Consider the following 15611-nt stretch of genomic DNA (forward strand, 5'->3'; position numbering starts at 1 on the left):
TTTATCCTTTTTTGATAATTGTAGGGTTGAAATACGCCATCAAGGCTTGACCGACAGGGATACTGCTGTCATTAGGGGGGAAATGCTTGTGGAAAAAATACTCCCTTTGAAGCTTTTTCAATCGTTGGGCTAATTGTTCGCACAACAATTGGTTGCAAAACACGCCCCCACTGCACACCACGACATGCCCTTTAAAAGGCGCAATCAAAGCGGTAATGATTTCTACTAAGCTGTTAAAAAATTTCTTAGCGATTCGCTCAGGCTCTAAAACGCCCAAATCCTTTTCAAACGCTTGATAAAATTCCTTCAAACGCACCACGCTGTTTTTGATTTCAAAAGGGTAAAAGGCAATTTCATCGCTTTGTAAGGCTAGATTTTCTAAAACCTGCCCGCTTTCTGCTTCAAAACTAATCGTTCCCACCACGCCCAAACTAAACGCCACTATATCAAACAAACGCCCTATGGAATTGGTAGCGACGCTTTGAATTTTTTTGTCATGCATTTGTTTAAAAATTCCTAATTCGTCTTCTTTGAAATGCTTTTGAACGCGCTTTAAAAGCTTGTTGAGCTGGTGTTTTAAAGCGATTTCTAAAACCAATCTTCTAGGCTCTTTGATCGCTTTTTGCCCCCCTAAAAGCCAAAATTCTTCAAACCTGGCGATTTCTTCAATGCGTTCCAAATCCCCCACAAAACACTCCGCCCCATAAATCTTATTTTCATAAGCCCCACTCCCATCCCAGATGATACCTATAAAGGGGTGATTTAAATGCGGATCTTGTAATAATGCGTCTAAGACGCTCGCTAAAAAGTGGGCATGGTGGTGCTGGACTTGCAACAAGGGCGTATTAAATTCAAAAGCCATTTTAGTGGTGGTGTAGTTTTGATGCTTGTCGCAAGCTAAGAGTGTGGGCTTGAAATCATAGGTTTTTAAGAAAAAATTCAAGGTTTCTTTAAAGTGCTTTTCATTTTCTAAAACGCTCAAATCCCCACAAAAAGGCGAGAGTAAAAGAATGGAAGTTTCGCTATCCAATAGGCTAAAATGCCCTTTTTGCTCTGCTCCAAGCGCTAAAATCTTTTTTGGCGAACCATTAGAGCGTTTGGGCAAAGCAAGGTAAAGGGGGGCAAACCCCCTAGCCAAACGCATGGGGCGAATGATATTATCCACACGCTGCACGATACTGTCATCAATCCTGTGGATGATGGCGCGGTTGTGCGTGAGCTTAAAATCAAAAATAAAATGAAGCGAATCGATCTCTTTTTCATCGCTCGCTAAAGGGAGGGAGCTGAAATTCGCGCTCGTGAATACAATAGGGAAATCCAATAAATCCAGTAATAAAGCATGCAAAGGGGTATAGGGCAAAATCACGCCATAAAAGGGGGAGTTTTTGGCGATATTGGGGGCTAATTGGGTGTCAGGTTTTTTACGCGCTAAAAGAATGGGGGCGCTTGCAGAAATTAAGCTTTCGCATTCTAACGCGTTCAAAAACGCATGCTGTTTGGCTGTGTTCAAATCTTTAAACATGAGCGCGAAAGGCTTTAAGGGGCGGTTTTTTAAAAGCCGTAATCTTTCTATGGTTTGAAAATTCCTCGCATCGCACAAGAGAGCAAAGCCCCCCAAACCTTTAAGAGCGATGATTTTACCTTTTTGAATGTCTTTAGCGCATTCTAAAAGAGCGTCATCATTTTTGAATCGCTTATAAGTGAGCGCGATACCGCACTTTTTGCAGCTGATGCCTTGAATGTGGAAGCGCTTATTGGTGGGGTCTTGATAGACAGAAGCGCAAAACTCACAGAGTTTGAAAGGTTTTAAGGCGGAGTTTTCTCTGTCATAGGGTAGGGCGTTTAAAAGGCTGTATCTTGCCCCGCACTTCGCGCAAGAATTGAAAGCGTAATGAAAATAGGGGGAGTTTTTATCTCTGATTTCGCGCAAGCAATCCTTGCACACGCCTAAATCTTTAGGGATTTGACTGAGCAGATTTAAAGGGTGGTTCTTGCTTTCTAAAATCCTAAAATCATTGAAATGAAGCACCTTATCATAAGGGCTAATAATGATTTTTTCCACCAGCGCTAAGGGAGGCAACCCTTTTTTTAGGGCGTTTAAAAAAGACTCTGTTTTGTGAGCGGGTAAGACGATTTCTAAAGCCGCTTGGGCGTTACGCGCAAAGCCTACAAGCCCTAATTTTTGAGCTAGGGTATAAACAAAAGGGCGCATGCCCACGCCCTGAACCACGCCAAAAAGCGTGATTTTATTCAATAAAGTTGCATCGTTACACAATGCAAGCTTCCATGCTGTTTGATTAAGGTATTGCAATCAACCCCTATCACTTCTAGGGGCGTGTGTTGTCTTAAGGTTTCTAAAATGAGCGCGTCTTTAGGGTCGTTGTAAGTGGGGACGATTAAAGCGTTATTGCACAATAAAAAATTCACATAAGTCGCCGGCAAGCGTTGTTGGTTTTCATCATAAATGGCCTTGGGGATTTCTAGGGAGATGAGTTTATAAGGCGTGCCGTCTAGTTTTTTAAAGGTTTTTAATTCTTCTTGCATTTTTTTTAAGGCTGTGTAATGCTCATCGTTTTCATCCTCGCATGCGCTATAAACAATGGTGTCTTTATCTAAAAAGCGAGCGAGCGTGTCGGTATGACTATCCGTATCATCGCCCTTTAAATAGCCATAAGAATACCACAGCACTTGTTTAGCCCCTAATTCCTTTTTAAGCATGTTTTCTATTCCATTTTGATTCAAATGGGGGTTACGATTTTTTTCTAGCAGGCATTGGGTGTTGGTTAAAATGCTCCCGGCCCCATCGCTTTCTATGCTCCCGCCCTCTAAAATATAGGGCATCGTTTTTAAAGGGTGTTTTAAAAACCCTAAATGTTTGAGCTTGAAATTCACTTGATTGTCTAGATTGGATGGGTATTTTAACCCCCAACCATTAAAACCAAAATCCAAGCACTCTAAAACGCCATGATTTTCAACGCTGATCGCTCCAAAATCCCTAGCCCATGTGTCGTTGGTGTCAATCCTTGCGATCTCTACACCGGGTAAGTTTTTAAGCGTTTCATAACCGATAGTGTCGTTAGTATGGACGCACACTAACACCTGAGCGTGTTTGGCTATGGTTTGAATAATGTTTAAAAAACTTTCCCTAGCCTCTTTGATGCAATACGACCAGTCGCCAAACTCATGGGGGAACGCCATTAAAATCGCTTGGATTTTTTCAAACTCCGCTAACATTCTTTTCATTCAAAATATCCTTTTAAATAACTATAACACAATCTCATTCAAATAGCGTTTTTAAAAGCTAGCTCAAACGCTTTTTAGCGGTTTGAAAATATTCTTTTTCTGATTCTATACCGATAAAATTCCGTTGTAAATTTTTGCACGCTAAGCCGGTGGTGCCGCTCCCCATGAAAGGATCTAGCACGATGTCATTAGGGTTTGTGTGGATGGAAATGATTTTTTCCATTAAGGCTAGGCTTTTTTGCGTGGGGTGTTTGACTCTTTCAATCCCGCTCACCACAGGGCTTTTTAAGATCAAGGGTCGTAAATATTTTTCATTTTTGGGTTTGTTAAACACCCACTTGGCTTTCTTTTTAACCGCCCACAGGGCAAATTCCGTGTCTTGGACATAGCGCCGGTGGATGTTTCTTGGCATGGGATTATTTTTAACCCACTGGATAAAGTCTTTGACTACAAAGCCGTTTTCTTCTAAAAAATCAGCGATATAGCTTATGAACCTGTAAGAGCAAAAAATCACCATGCAGCCGTTTGGATTGATTAAGGAGGCGTAGCGTGTGATTCATTCTAAAAGCTTGAAGTTTTTATCCCATTCCCCAAAGTCTATGCCCTGTCTTTTAGCGCTCTTTAGGGTGGAGAAATTGTTTTTAACCGAAATGTTGTAAGGAGGGTCTGTGATGATCGCATCCACTTTTAAATTTTGCTGGTAAAAATCCTTGATGATTTCAAAGGCGTTAGCGTGATGGATTTGTATCATTTTCTTAAGCTTTTTAAGATCGCTTTGCCTAAGGCTAGGGCTAGAAGAGGAGGCACAGCGTTACCGATTTGCTTGCAAACGCTCGTTTTATTGCCATAAAAGATATAATCATCGCTAAAACGCTGTATCCTGGCGGCTTCTCTGGGCGTGATAGAGCGGTGCAATTCAGGGTGGGAGTTGGTGCCATTGCTCGGAGTTACTAAATGAGAGCGGTTAAAAAAGTCGTTGTCTATAAGCAGGTTTAAAAGTTTCTTGTAAAAAGCGTTTTCGTCTAAATTTAAGTCGTTTTCTAAAATGAAAACAAAAGTTCCTTTGACTTTTGTAACGCTTTCTTGATTGGATTGCCAAATTTGATGCTTGCTTAAAATATTGAGAGCGTCTAAAACTTGCGCTTTGCTTTCTTCATAGCCAGGGGTAAATTTTGAAGCCCTATAAGAACACACCCCATAAAGACAACCATTTTTAATTTGAAAACGGCTCAACAACACCCCTAAATTAAAGGGATCAATGGCGTTTAAAAAGCGAGAAACAAGCAACAATAACCTTTCATTTTTTAAAAGGATTATAAAACAGCGCTCATTAGTTTTTGTTTAAAGGTTTTAGAATGCGACTCATATACTAACAGGGCATGGTTTAATGTTTTCATTGGTGTAAGGGCTATCCCAAATATCCCTAATAGAAAATGATTTTTCAATACTATATTGTGTAAATTCTAAAATACAATCAGCACAATAGATAACACATCAGGGGCGCATTTTTGATCTATCCATCGCGCGTTTTGTGTTTTTCTAATATCATAATTTCTGAGTTTTAAAAAATCAATAATTTGCTGTTCTTTCATTAGCTATCCTTTAAAATCCCAAACCAAAAGCAACTCATGCTATCAATATTCAAGGTGCGCGTTTGATAATTTCTAGCGATTTTATAAAAATCCCTAAATCCAACGCTAGAAATATAATCGCATTGTTTCTTGCTTAAAGATATAGGGTTTTTAGGGATTAAAATAGCCACAGATCCATTAACCACATAGCCTTTTTCTTTTTTTAAAATCCTTGGTTTATAGGTCATATTGGGGGTTAAATAGACATCATCTCTGTCTAAAAATGAAGCTATCTTGAACGGGTTTAAAACCTCTTTTTGAATGTAGCTATCGTAATTTTCAATGCTAATAACCTTTCCGTTTTCATCAATGTTGCGAGATTTAATCACACGAATACCATTTTTAACCAACACAGAATTAGTGATTTGTCTGTCTCTAAACACTTCAAAAAGACCAAACTGCATGGAATGAAACACCTTATCAAAAAAAGCGTTGTGATAGATAACCCAATAGGGCAATTGTCTGTCAAAAATATAGCTTGGCTTTTGTTTGATGCTTAGATTTAGGGGTAACGAACGCGCTAAAATTTCTTTTGATTTTTGTGTAACAATAGCAATTGTTTCTACTAAAACACCCTTAAAACCAAGCTCGCCAAAATCTAAAATCACTCCTACTCCCTTTTTTTCAAGCTTAGTTCTGGTTTCTGCATACTCTTTAGTGTTTAAAAGGTTTTTAGGCATAACCATCGCTGTAAAGTTAGCTAGTTTTAAAGATTTTTCTAAAAAAATCCCTGCTAAATGAGTGAGCCCTAAACTATAACCTTTAAATCTTTCATGCGTTTTGCCAAAAGGCGGATTGCCCACAATTAAATCCACTTTGCCGCATTCATAGGCTAGAAAATCTGTGCAAATCAATTCTATTTCAAAGTTGTTAGGGATGCAATCTTTATATAAAATCTCTAAAATTTCTAAACTATTTTTATCAATATCTATACACTATACATTTTAAATAAACTTTTTTAACAGAAGCGTATTTTTTAAAAAGAGCGCTTAAGAAATTCCCACACCCTACACTTGGCTCTATGATAGTAACGCTCTCTTGTTTAAAGCTTGGCAATAACTTCGCTATCTCATTAATAATAAAAGGATTTGTAAAATACGCGCTTTTTTCTATGCGTTTAGAATTAGCCATTTCTGCCAAACTCACCAAACTCGCTCTTGCAATCTTGTTTTTATTTTCTAAAATAAATCGCTTTAAATTTTGTGGCTCTGATAAAGAATGTAAATCAATATACTTAATGATTTCTTTATAGTTTAAATGGATTTGAGACATAAAATTTTTAATTTTTAAAGCGATTTGCTTAAAAATAATCGTTGGAACAGCTTCGCCGATACTTTGTCTGATGTTCATTTCGTTTTGTTTGGAGATTTTTTCTTTTTCTTGTTGGTTAAGGGCGTTTAATTCTTGTAATTCTAAATCTAACCACCTAAAACGGCTAGGGATATTCATTAAAAGCATCAGCTCTCTAATGGAAAACACTCTGTCATCTTTGGGGTGGATCGTGTTTTGGCTAGCCATTTGGTCGTTTCTTGTATGAATGCAAGGGGCAACGCTATGATATTTTTGCCTTTTATATTTATCGCCATTTTTAGAAACGTTTAAGACAATCTTATTACCGACAATTCTATGAGGCTTTTTGTTTAATTCTGCATTCTCAAACGCGCTTTGTCCCTCTTTTAAATCTTTAATCCATTCTTGCATGTGCTTTGGATAAGTTCTAAAACTATGATAAAAATCCGCGCTATCATACTCGCCCCAACTAAGTGGTTTTAACGAGCCTATCACTTCTTTTAAAGTTTTTTCTTCTTTAAAATCAGGAAAAAATTCTAACGCGCTTATAAAATCTTTAAACTCTTTACAAACCCCTATCACTAAAGTTCTTGTTCGGCTTGAGTTAGCCCCAAAATTTTTAAAATTAATTACCTCATCATAGAGCCTATAATCGCCACTCAAATTTTGCTCTATCATAGTTCCTATTTCTAATAAATTATCATTTTTGTCTATACAACCTGTTTTATAAAAACTAGGGACATTTTCTAAAATAAAAAATCGGGGCTTGATTTGTTTGATCAAATCAACGCTCCCAATCACCAAAGAATTCCGTTTGATTTCATCGTTTTTTCTTTTTATGATTGGCTACGCTCATGCCTTGACAAGGTGGGGTTGCTACCACTAAATCAACCCTATCATTACCAAAATTTTTAGAATAAAATCCAATTCGTTTTAAAATTTTTTCTTTTATCTCTAGCTCTTTAATGTCCCCACAAATATACCCTTCATCAAATTTACATTTGTGATTGATCCTTTGGATATTCAAGCGTTTTTCTAAAATTTCATTGGTTGCAACGCATTCAAACCCTTCTTCTAAAAGCCCATAGCACCCCACTCCTGCCCCAGAAAATAAAGAAATATAGGTTAAGGTTTGATTAAAGAGCATAAGGGGGATTTAAAGATTGGATCAAACTCATTTGAAGCGCCTCAACGCTTCAAGCTCTCAATCTCTTTAAGCATGGTTTCAAAGGCCTCTTTAGTGCCTGTTCGCACGCTAGAAAACAAACTAAACGCAACAATGGCTATGCTTGCCACAATAAAGCCCGGAACGATTTCATAAATATCCAAAAAGCTTTTGCCAAATTTATCGTATAAAATCACCGTGCTAGCCCCAGAGAGCATGCCAGCAATCGCGCCAATGCGCGTCATTCTTGACCAAAAAAGCGAGAATAAAATCACAGAGCCAAAACTCGCGCCAAAGCCAGCCCATGCGTAACTCACGATGCTGAGAATGCTAGCGTTTTTATCCGTTGAAATGAAAAAAGCGATGCAAGCCACCCCTAAAACCGAAAGCCTGGAAATGACCATCACTAATTTTTGGGGGGCGTTTTTATTGAAAATCGTCGCATAGAAATCTTCAGCAATGGTAGAAGAGCTTACAAGCAGTTGCGAACTGGCCGTGCTCATCACCGCCGCTAAAATCGCGCTCAATAAAATGCCTGTGATCCAAGGGTTAAAGAGCAATTGACTCATCACAATGAAAATCTTTTCAGGGTCTTGCAAACTCAAATCAAATTTATGTACATACGCAACGCCTAAAAGCCCCATAACGCATGCCCCAATCAAAGAAATAACCATCCAAGAAATCCCAATAGCGGTCGCTTTAGGCACATCTTTAATGGAGCGGATAGACATGAAACGCACTAAAATATGGGGTTGCCCAAAATAGCCTAACCCCCAAGCAAGGCTTGAAATAATGGCGACTACGCTAGAGCCTTGCAAGAAAGAAAGGTTTTCAGGCTTGATCTCTCTAATGATTTTAATCCCCTCTCCAATCCCACCAAGATGGATTGTCATAACGATCGGCACCACGATTAAAGCGCTCATCATCAAAAGCCCTTGAATCAAATCCGTCCAGCACACCGCCTTATACCCTCCTAAAAAGGTGTAAGAAACAATGATCAGCGTGCCAATGCTTAAAGCGTAGTTGTATTGAATGCCAAAGGTCGCTTCAAAGAGTTTAGCCCCACTCACCAGTCCTGAAGAAATGTAAAAAATAAAAAAGATTAAAATCACAAAAGCTGAAATCAAGCGCAAGATGTGTTTGTCATCGCTAAAGCGCGTTTCAAAATAATCTGAAATGGTGATGGAATTAGCGATCACGCTCGTATAAATACGCAAGCGTTTGGCCACAAAAACCCAGTTAATCAATGCGCCCAAACTCAATCCTATGGCGATGTGTGAATTGATAAGCCCCCCCACATATAAGGCTCCAGGTAATCCCATTAAAAGCCACCCGCTCATGTCACTCGCCCCCGCGCTCAAAGCGCTAATCACAGGCCCCATAGAACGATCGCCTAAGAAATAATCCTCAGTCGTTTCGTTTTGTTTGTAAAAATAAAAACCAATATAGAGCATTAACAGCGAATAAACGACAAACATCGTAACAATAGGGGTGCTTAAAACAACATGTCCCATTTTGATCTCCTTATTTAATACAATATTTATTTTTCAGCACAGCATGATTTGTGGCAAGTGGGTTGCCTTAAAACCCTTGAGCCTAAATTCCCGTAACGATGATAAGAGATGCTAACCGATCGCTCTAAGTGGTAATACAGCAATTCAAAACGCCCGTTCAAGCATGGTTTAGCCGTGGCTAAAACCATCCCTAAGGAGCTTGCTTGCTTGTGCAATAAATCCAAATCGCTTTTTAAATAACGGATACGATTGAAAGCATGCAATTTCTCGCTAAATTTTTGCAAGCTTTCATAAACAATAGGGGCGTTTGCTTGGAGCGCTTTTAAGCATTCTAAGAAAAATGTTAAATCCTTGTTCGCTCGCTCGTTTTCTGCACTGATTGTTAAAGGGATTTGAGAAATGAGGCATGCTAGAGCAACGCCCAACATGTCGCTTAAGGTGTCCTTTTCGGTGATGCGATAGCCCACGCTTTTAACTTTAGTGTAGGAAAAGAGGTTGTCTTCGCCTCTGATTTTGACATAGTCTTTAGTTTGGCTGAATTCATGCTTATAATGATAAGCGTAGCTTTTTGCCATAAAAATCGCGCGCTTCAACTCATGCGTGTGTTCGTCATAGCCTTTTTGAATCAAGCCCTCTAAAGCTTCGCTTAAGGGGTTTTTTAGGGCGTGTTCATCTTCTTCATCTTGATGGATATTCACAAATTGCGTGATATAGTTAAAAATGCCTACCTTCCTCCCAAACCCTACAGCGGATTTTTTAACCCCACCAAAAGGTTGGCGCAAAACGATCGCTCCTGTGGTGGGTTTGTTGATATAGATATTACCGGCTTCAATGCGTTCTAAATAATATTCCCACTCCCTTTCGTCCAAAGACTCTAACGCGCTAGTCAGCCCGTAACCGGTAGAATTGACTATTTCTATCGCCTCGTCTAAATCTTGCGCTTTCATGACTGATAAAATGGGCGTAAAAAGCTCAGTTTGGTGCGTGAAATCGCCTTTTTTAGTGCCGTATTTGATGCTTGGCTTCATCAAGTAGGGGTTATCATCAACAAAGCTTGCCGGGATTTCGTAATTTTCATAGCTTTTCAATTCATCTAAGGCTTTAATGACCTTTTCATTAGGCTTGTCCGCTAGAGCGCCGATTTTGTTTTTGAAATCAAAAGGATCGCCCACGCTAAGGCTTAGAGTCGCATCTATCAGAGTCTTTTTGAAATTCTCATCTTCATAGACTTCTTTTTCTAACACTAAAAGCGAAGTGGCAGAGCATTTTTGCCCCGAATTGCTAAAAGCTGAATGGATAACATTCTTGATCGCCTGGTCTCTGTCTGCCATTTTGCTCACAATGGTGGCGTTTTTACCGCCTGTTTCAGCGCTCAAGGCTAAAGTGGGGTTAGCTTCTAACATTTTATAAGCGGTGTCTTCGCCCCCGGTTAAAATGGCAAACTGGATGCTTTCATCTTTCAAAAGATGCTCGCTAATATCGCTCCCTTTAGAGGGCAAGTAAATGAGCGCATCTCTTGGCACGCCCGCATCCCAAAAACACTCACAAAGCTTATAACCGGTCACGCTAGACAAACTTGAGGGCTTGTAAATCACCCGATTGCCAGCGGCTAGGGGGGCAGCGATAGTGCCTACAGAAATACCCACAGGGAAATTCCATGGAGCGATGACCACGCCCACGCCTTTAGGGGTGAATTGGGTTTTTGTGTTTTGCTCTTGTAACACCCTTAAGCTGTAAGGGTAAAACTCTAAAAAGTCAATGGCTTCACTCACTTCAGCGTCCGTTTCAGCGAAAGTTTTACCCACTTCTAAAGCGGAAATCCCTACTAAATCGCCCCTCCTTTCTCTAAAAATCTGGGCGGTTTGACTCATTAAGGCATGGATTTCTGTGAAGCTTTTTTGACTGAAACGACTCTTATCGCTTTTAGCCACTTCTAGGGCTTTTAAAATCGCTTCCTTATCCGCTAAATGCACGCTGGCGATTTTTTTATGATGGATTTTATCAAAGACTTCTAAAGAGGTTAAATTAGGATCTTCAAACCTCCCATCTATTTCTGGGTAAAGCTCTAAAATAGGGGCATTATGCATTTTCTCGCGCACTTTTTTAGCCCATTCTCGGTTGGCTTTTAAAATAAAATCGGTATCGCTTTCGTTTTTAAAGGAGTGGTTTGGGTAGGTGGTATGGCCGGTTTGTTTGGCGTTCCTATCTTGAGTCCTGTGGGTGGTATTGTCTAAAGCAGCGATTCCTTTAAGGCTGTTTAAAAAGCGTTGTTCTTGGTCTTTCCATTCGCTCGTGCCTACTTTGAGGTTGAAGAAAGCTTTCATGAAATTATCGCTTGAGGTGTTTTCATCTAACCTCCTCACCAAGTAAGCGATCGCATTATTAAAATGCGCTTCATCGCACACCGGCGCATAAAGAATGAGTTTGTGCATCTCTTTTAATTCCTGGCTCGCTTGCAAGCTCATGCCCTCTAGCATTTCAAAGCTAAAATGCTCCAACACAATAGGGTCATTAAGGGCATGGATGCGCGTATAAACATAAGCGATTTCAAAAATATTGTGGCTCGCTGCGCCAATATGGATGTATTTATAATTATCGCCCTCTAAAACAAAATCCAGCATTTTGTTGTAATTAGAATCGGTGTCTTGCTTACTAGAAAATGTGGGTAACGCCCAGTCTTTCATAGAAGCGATAGTCTCTTCGCTCTCCATGTTCGCCCCCTTAACAAAGCGGATTTTAATGGGCTTTAACCCTTTTAAAACCCTTTCTTTAGAAAAAGCATGCAGTTTTTTCAAATATTCATAAGAATCAGGGATATAAGCTTGCAGCACAATACCGGCGTTCAAATCAAATTTGGCGATAGACTCCATAAACGATTCCACCGTAAGCTCTAAATCCCTAAATTCTTCCATATCTAAGTTGATGAATTTAGGCATGCCTTGCTTTTTTTCTTCTTCTAAAGCTAGGGTGTAAAGAGCGTCTAATCGTTTGACAATCTCTTTTTTAGAGTATTCAAAATCAAGGATATTGATTTGAGAAAAAATCGTCGTGATTTTAATGGAAATGTATTGGATGTAGTTGGATTTTAGGGCTTGGGAGTATTTTTCAAAACGAGCAGACGCTTCTTCTTCGCCTAAAACCTCCTCGCCAATAAAATTCACGTTCAAAATGATTTTTTCATTTTTCCTTTTTAAAATCCTCTCTTTCAATTGGCCCTCTTCTTGATCCAAAACCATCGCTTTTGTGTCGCTTCTGATTTTATTGACAAAGAAAGGCACGCTCATATCAGGGAGCATTTTCCCAAAGCTTAAAAACCCCATTAAAAGCCATTTTTCAAACGAGGAAAAAATCTCACGGCTTTTGTATTTGTCTAAAACATGCTCAATCATTTCAAAGCGGGCTTTATTGTCCAAGCACCTAAAACTCCGATCCATAAGCTCTATGAGCATGACCTTGTTTTCAGGGTTGTTTAAAAGCTTTTGCATTTTAAAATGGAACGCTTTTTCTTGATCGCTCAAATGGTTACTGATACTATCTTGCAGTTTTTTAGCTAATTCTAGTGAATCGTCAATGATTTTTTGCATGAGCTTACCTTTTATTTAAGAATTTGGCTTGATTGTAGCATGTTTTAAGCGGGTGGCTTTAAGTCTCATTTATTGGTAATGTTTTTTAAGTTTTAAATTTTGTTCCAGTGGTGATTAATTCTCATTCCAACCTTTTTGAGTTTATCACGCATTTTTACACAATGATAAGAATTTGAGTGATAATTTGTATTGTTTTTAGATTCATTTACTTTTCGTTTAAAAATAGATTATAATATTCGCATCGTGTAATTTAAAACCATTGAACGAAACGATTTTAAATTAAACGGATTGACAAAAATTTTACAAAACAAAGGATATAAAATGAAAACAATTAAAAATGGTATTATGATCGGCACACTCGGCGCGTTGTTGTTGAGCGGTTGTTCTAGCTTTGATGCTCAGCGTTTCGCTTGTCTCCCTAAAGACCATTCTTCAAAAGACGCTTCCACCAAAAAAGAAGCGCAATACATGCCTAAGGGCTTTTTTGACCCTTATTCTTCTAACTTAAACCACTGGGATTCTACATTCTAGGGGTTTATTAGAGGGGGCGAAAAAGGGGGGGAAATAAAGCTCGTTTTAAGTTTTCTCAAATTACAATAACAATCTTTTTAACACTGATATAATATAAAAGGAGATATTCTTATGAGTGGCACTCATATTGTAGAAAACACGAATAATGAGAAAATAGAAAAACCAAATATTTCAAATCCCACCGCTTCCACCCCCCCCCAATAATGAAGAGCTTTTAGAACTTGTTAGAGATGTTAGAGAACTTAAAGATCGCATTCAAAAATTAGAAGATCTTAAATTAGAAGACTTTGAACCCCTTAGAAAACCCTCTCATTTTATAGGCAATTTGTTTGGAAAATCCTCTAACGACACCCAAGAAAACCCAAAAGACGCTTTAAAATCCACCAATTTCCAAGAGAAATACACCAAGCCGACTGAAACCACCGAACTAGTTGAAGAAAATAAAGTGCTAACCGCAGATAAAGAAAGGCTAGAAAGAGAAAATCAAAATCTAACCACAGAAAATCAAAATCTAACCGATCAGCTTAACGCATCACAAAAGCAAGTGGAAGAATTAGAACAATCTCAGCAAGTTTTACAAAATGAAAAAGCCGATCTGAATAGCAAGATCACCGGGTTATCCACAGAAAAAGATGAACTGACTGATAAAAATCAAAAGCTAACCGCAGAAAAAGAAAATCTAACCAATCAGCTTAATGAATCACAAAAGCAAGCCAGCCAAACGAGCCAAAAACTAACCGAGCTAGAGCGAAGGCACGCTCTATACCAAAAATTAGAAAAACTCTATGAAGTCTTTTTGGAAGTCAAAGATCGCTTGAATTTTGGGTTCGTGGAAAAAACTCACAGCGCAATGGACTTGATCGCATCTGTTATTAGCGATAGCAAATATTATTTAGAAAGCCTTTATAACAGAGCGAGCCAAGAATTAAGCGATAAGAGGAGCGATAAAGGTGAAAAATTAGCTGAATTGTTTGATTTGCTTTTTGAATATATTAAGGATAGTAAATTTGAGCGTTTGAAAGAGCCAAGTGCTTATGACCATTCATGCAAAAAGCTATACCCAGAGCAAAACACTTCTCAAAAGATGCAAAGAGTGGTTTTAAGAGGCTATAAGCACAATGATAAAGTGTATCACACTATCGTGGATATGGGATCATAAATGGGAAGGCTCATTGAAAAATGGTTTGGCTTCTCTCAAATAAGAGAAGAATTAGAAGCTCGCATCGGTGAGTTAGAAGACGAAAACACCGAATTGTTAAGAGAAAGAGAATACTTAGCTGCAGAAACTAGCGAGTTAAAAGACGCTGATGATCAATTACGGCAAAAAAACGACAAGTTATTCATAACAAAAGACAAGCTAACCAAAGAAAACACCGAGTTATCTTACAAAAATGACAAGTTATTCGCAGAAAACGAAAGCTTATCTGTAAAAATCAGCGGGTTAGAACACTCTAACGATCAATTATGGCAAAACAATAACAAGCTCACTAAAGAAAAAGCCGAATTATTAAGAGAAAAAGACAATCTGGCTAAAGAAAACACACGCTTATTAGCAGCCAGAGATCGGCTGACTGAAGAAAAAAGAGGATTGACAACAGAAAAAGAAAGGCTAGCCAGAAAAACCGCCGAGCTAGAAAACAGAAACGCCACATTGACTGAAAAAAATAAAACGCTAACCACAGAAAACGACAAGCTCAACCACCAAGTTATCGCGCTCAATAAAGAGCAGGGCAGCCTCAAACAAGAGCGAGCGCGATTGCAAGATGCGCATGGGTTTTTAGAAAAACGATGAGCTAATTTAGAAAAAGAAAACCAACGCCTAACCGAAAAACTCAAAAAGTCAGAAAGCACTCAAAAAAGCTTGGAAAACACTAACAACCAATTACGGCAAGCTTTAGAAAACGCTAACGCCCAATTAGTGCAAGCTAAAGAAAAAATAGCCGCAGAAAAAACCGAGCTGGAGCGAGAAATCGCACGCTTAAAGAGCTTAGAGGGTATGGGAGCCAAAAGCGATCTGGACTTGCACAACAGGCGTTTAGCGAGCGCAAACGAGGATTTAAAACGCCAAAAAAGAAAATTAGAAGAAGAGAACATCGCCCTCAAAGAGAGGGTTGATGTCTTGAAAGAGCAACTCTCAAAACCACAAAAACCACAATAAAGGAAATATCATGGTAAAACCCTTACAAAGTTTAGAACTGCCTCTTGGCCACCCCTTAGTAGAGAAATTGTGCAATCTGTCTTTAAACAATAAAGCCGCATTCAATGAAGAAATACCGATCCATTTCAAAGATGAAGTGTCAGAAGAAGACAAAATCAAATTCAAACAAGCGCTACGGGTGCTTCATGCGATCGCCAATAACAGCGCTTCTTTAAGGTATCTTTCTGATGACAATCAAAAATCCATAGAGGATTTAGCGCAAGCTAAAAAGATCACTAATGAGCAAATAGAAAAAACCTTAGAGATCGTTTCTACTAGCGATGTGGATGTGGATTTTGAAAAATTTAAAGATTTGATGCTCAATGTGGATGTCTAAAAAACTCTTTAATCTTATTAAAAGTATTTAAAAAGTTATTTTTTGTAAATTTTCCCATCGTGTTTAAAACGCCAACGAGATTTTTACTGGAGTAAACACTACTCCGCTATCCCTTAGAG

Annotated in this window: 6 protein-coding genes and 6 pseudogenes; 4 read left to right on the forward strand and 8 right to left on the reverse strand. The window is 38.7% G+C overall.

Annotated elements, in window-relative coordinates; translation table 11 throughout:
• Position 1: 1 nt before the first annotated feature.
• The 8 genes and pseudogenes from hypF to H7O61_RS06695 form a co-directional block, all read right to left on the reverse strand.
• Complete coding sequence (gene hypF, locus H7O61_RS06660) at positions 2 to 2254, reverse strand: carbamoyltransferase HypF (RefSeq protein WP_187875515.1); 2253 nt, start codon at positions 2252 to 2254, stop codon at positions 2 to 4.
• Positions 2251 to 3243: an agmatine deiminase family protein gene (locus tag H7O61_RS06665; RefSeq protein WP_187875509.1), complete on the reverse strand. Its 993-nt coding sequence runs from the start codon at positions 3241 to 3243 to the stop codon at positions 2251 to 2253. The genes hypF and H7O61_RS06665 overlap by 4 nt, the downstream gene beginning before the upstream one ends.
• Positions 3244 to 3301: 58 nt before the next feature.
• A pseudogene (locus H7O61_RS06670) lies at positions 3302 to 3994 on the reverse strand (DNA-methyltransferase).
• A pseudogene (locus H7O61_RS06675) lies at positions 3972 to 4530 on the reverse strand (DNA cytosine methyltransferase). Before H7O61_RS06675 ends, H7O61_RS06670 begins: the two co-directional pseudogenes overlap by 23 nt.
• 96 nt (positions 4531 to 4626) lie before the next feature.
• Positions 4627 to 4835: pseudogene (locus tag H7O61_RS06680) on the reverse strand (restriction endonuclease); the annotation flags it as partial.
• Positions 4835 to 7311 (reverse strand): annotated as a pseudogene (locus tag H7O61_RS06685) (DNA cytosine methyltransferase). The pseudogenes H7O61_RS06680 and H7O61_RS06685, both read right to left, overlap by 1 nt.
• Before the next feature lie 41 nt (positions 7312 to 7352).
• Complete coding sequence (gene putP / locus H7O61_RS06690; protein ID WP_187875511.1) at positions 7353 to 8843, reverse strand: sodium/proline symporter PutP; 1491 nt, start codon at positions 8841 to 8843, stop codon at positions 7353 to 7355.
• A 26-nt stretch (positions 8844 to 8869) separates the two neighbouring features.
• Positions 8870 to 12427, reverse strand: coding sequence for a bifunctional proline dehydrogenase/L-glutamate gamma-semialdehyde dehydrogenase (locus tag H7O61_RS06695; RefSeq protein ID WP_187875512.1), 3558 nt, complete (start codon positions 12425 to 12427; stop codon positions 8870 to 8872).
• Positions 12428 to 12748: 321 nt separating this feature from the next.
• Between H7O61_RS06695 and H7O61_RS06700 the strand changes: the two genes are divergently transcribed.
• The 4 genes and pseudogenes from H7O61_RS06700 to H7O61_RS06715 form a co-directional block, all read left to right on the forward strand.
• Entirely contained in the window at positions 12749 to 12958 is a 210-nt protein-coding gene (locus tag H7O61_RS06700) for a hypothetical protein (RefSeq protein WP_000848998.1), read from the forward strand.
• Positions 12959 to 13283: 325 nt separating this feature from the next.
• Positions 13284 to 14117, forward strand: a complete 834-nt coding sequence (locus tag H7O61_RS06705; protein ID WP_080131138.1) for an AAA family ATPase — start codon at positions 13284 to 13286, stop codon at positions 14115 to 14117.
• A pseudogene (locus tag H7O61_RS06710) lies at positions 14118 to 15116 on the forward strand (coiled-coil domain-containing protein). It abuts the gene before it with no gap.
• A gap of 10 nt (positions 15117 to 15126) precedes the next feature.
• Positions 15127 to 15486, forward strand: a pseudogene (locus tag H7O61_RS06715) (hypothetical protein); the annotation flags it as partial.
• Between the last annotated feature and the right edge of the window lie 125 nt (positions 15487 to 15611).

It is taken from the genome of Helicobacter pylori, from assembly GCF_014496965.1.
Lineage (GTDB): Bacteria > Campylobacterota > Campylobacteria > Campylobacterales > Helicobacteraceae > Helicobacter > Helicobacter pylori_CZ.

Excerpts from the sequence above, each read along its gene's own strand:
- H7O61_RS06665 (WP_187875509.1), bottom strand. The coding sequence starts at position 3,243 with ATGAAAAGAATGTTAGCGGAGTTTGAAAAAATCCAAGCGATTTTAATG.
- putP (WP_187875511.1), bottom strand. The coding sequence starts at position 8,843 with ATGGGACATGTTGTTTTAAGCACCCCTATTGTTACGATGTTTGTCGTT.
- H7O61_RS06695 (WP_187875512.1), bottom strand. The coding sequence starts at position 12,427 with ATGCAAAAAATCATTGACGATTCACTAGAATTAGCTAAAAAACTGCAA.
- H7O61_RS06700 (WP_000848998.1), top strand. The coding sequence starts at position 12,749 with ATGAAAACAATTAAAAATGGTATTATGATCGGCACACTCGGCGCGTTG.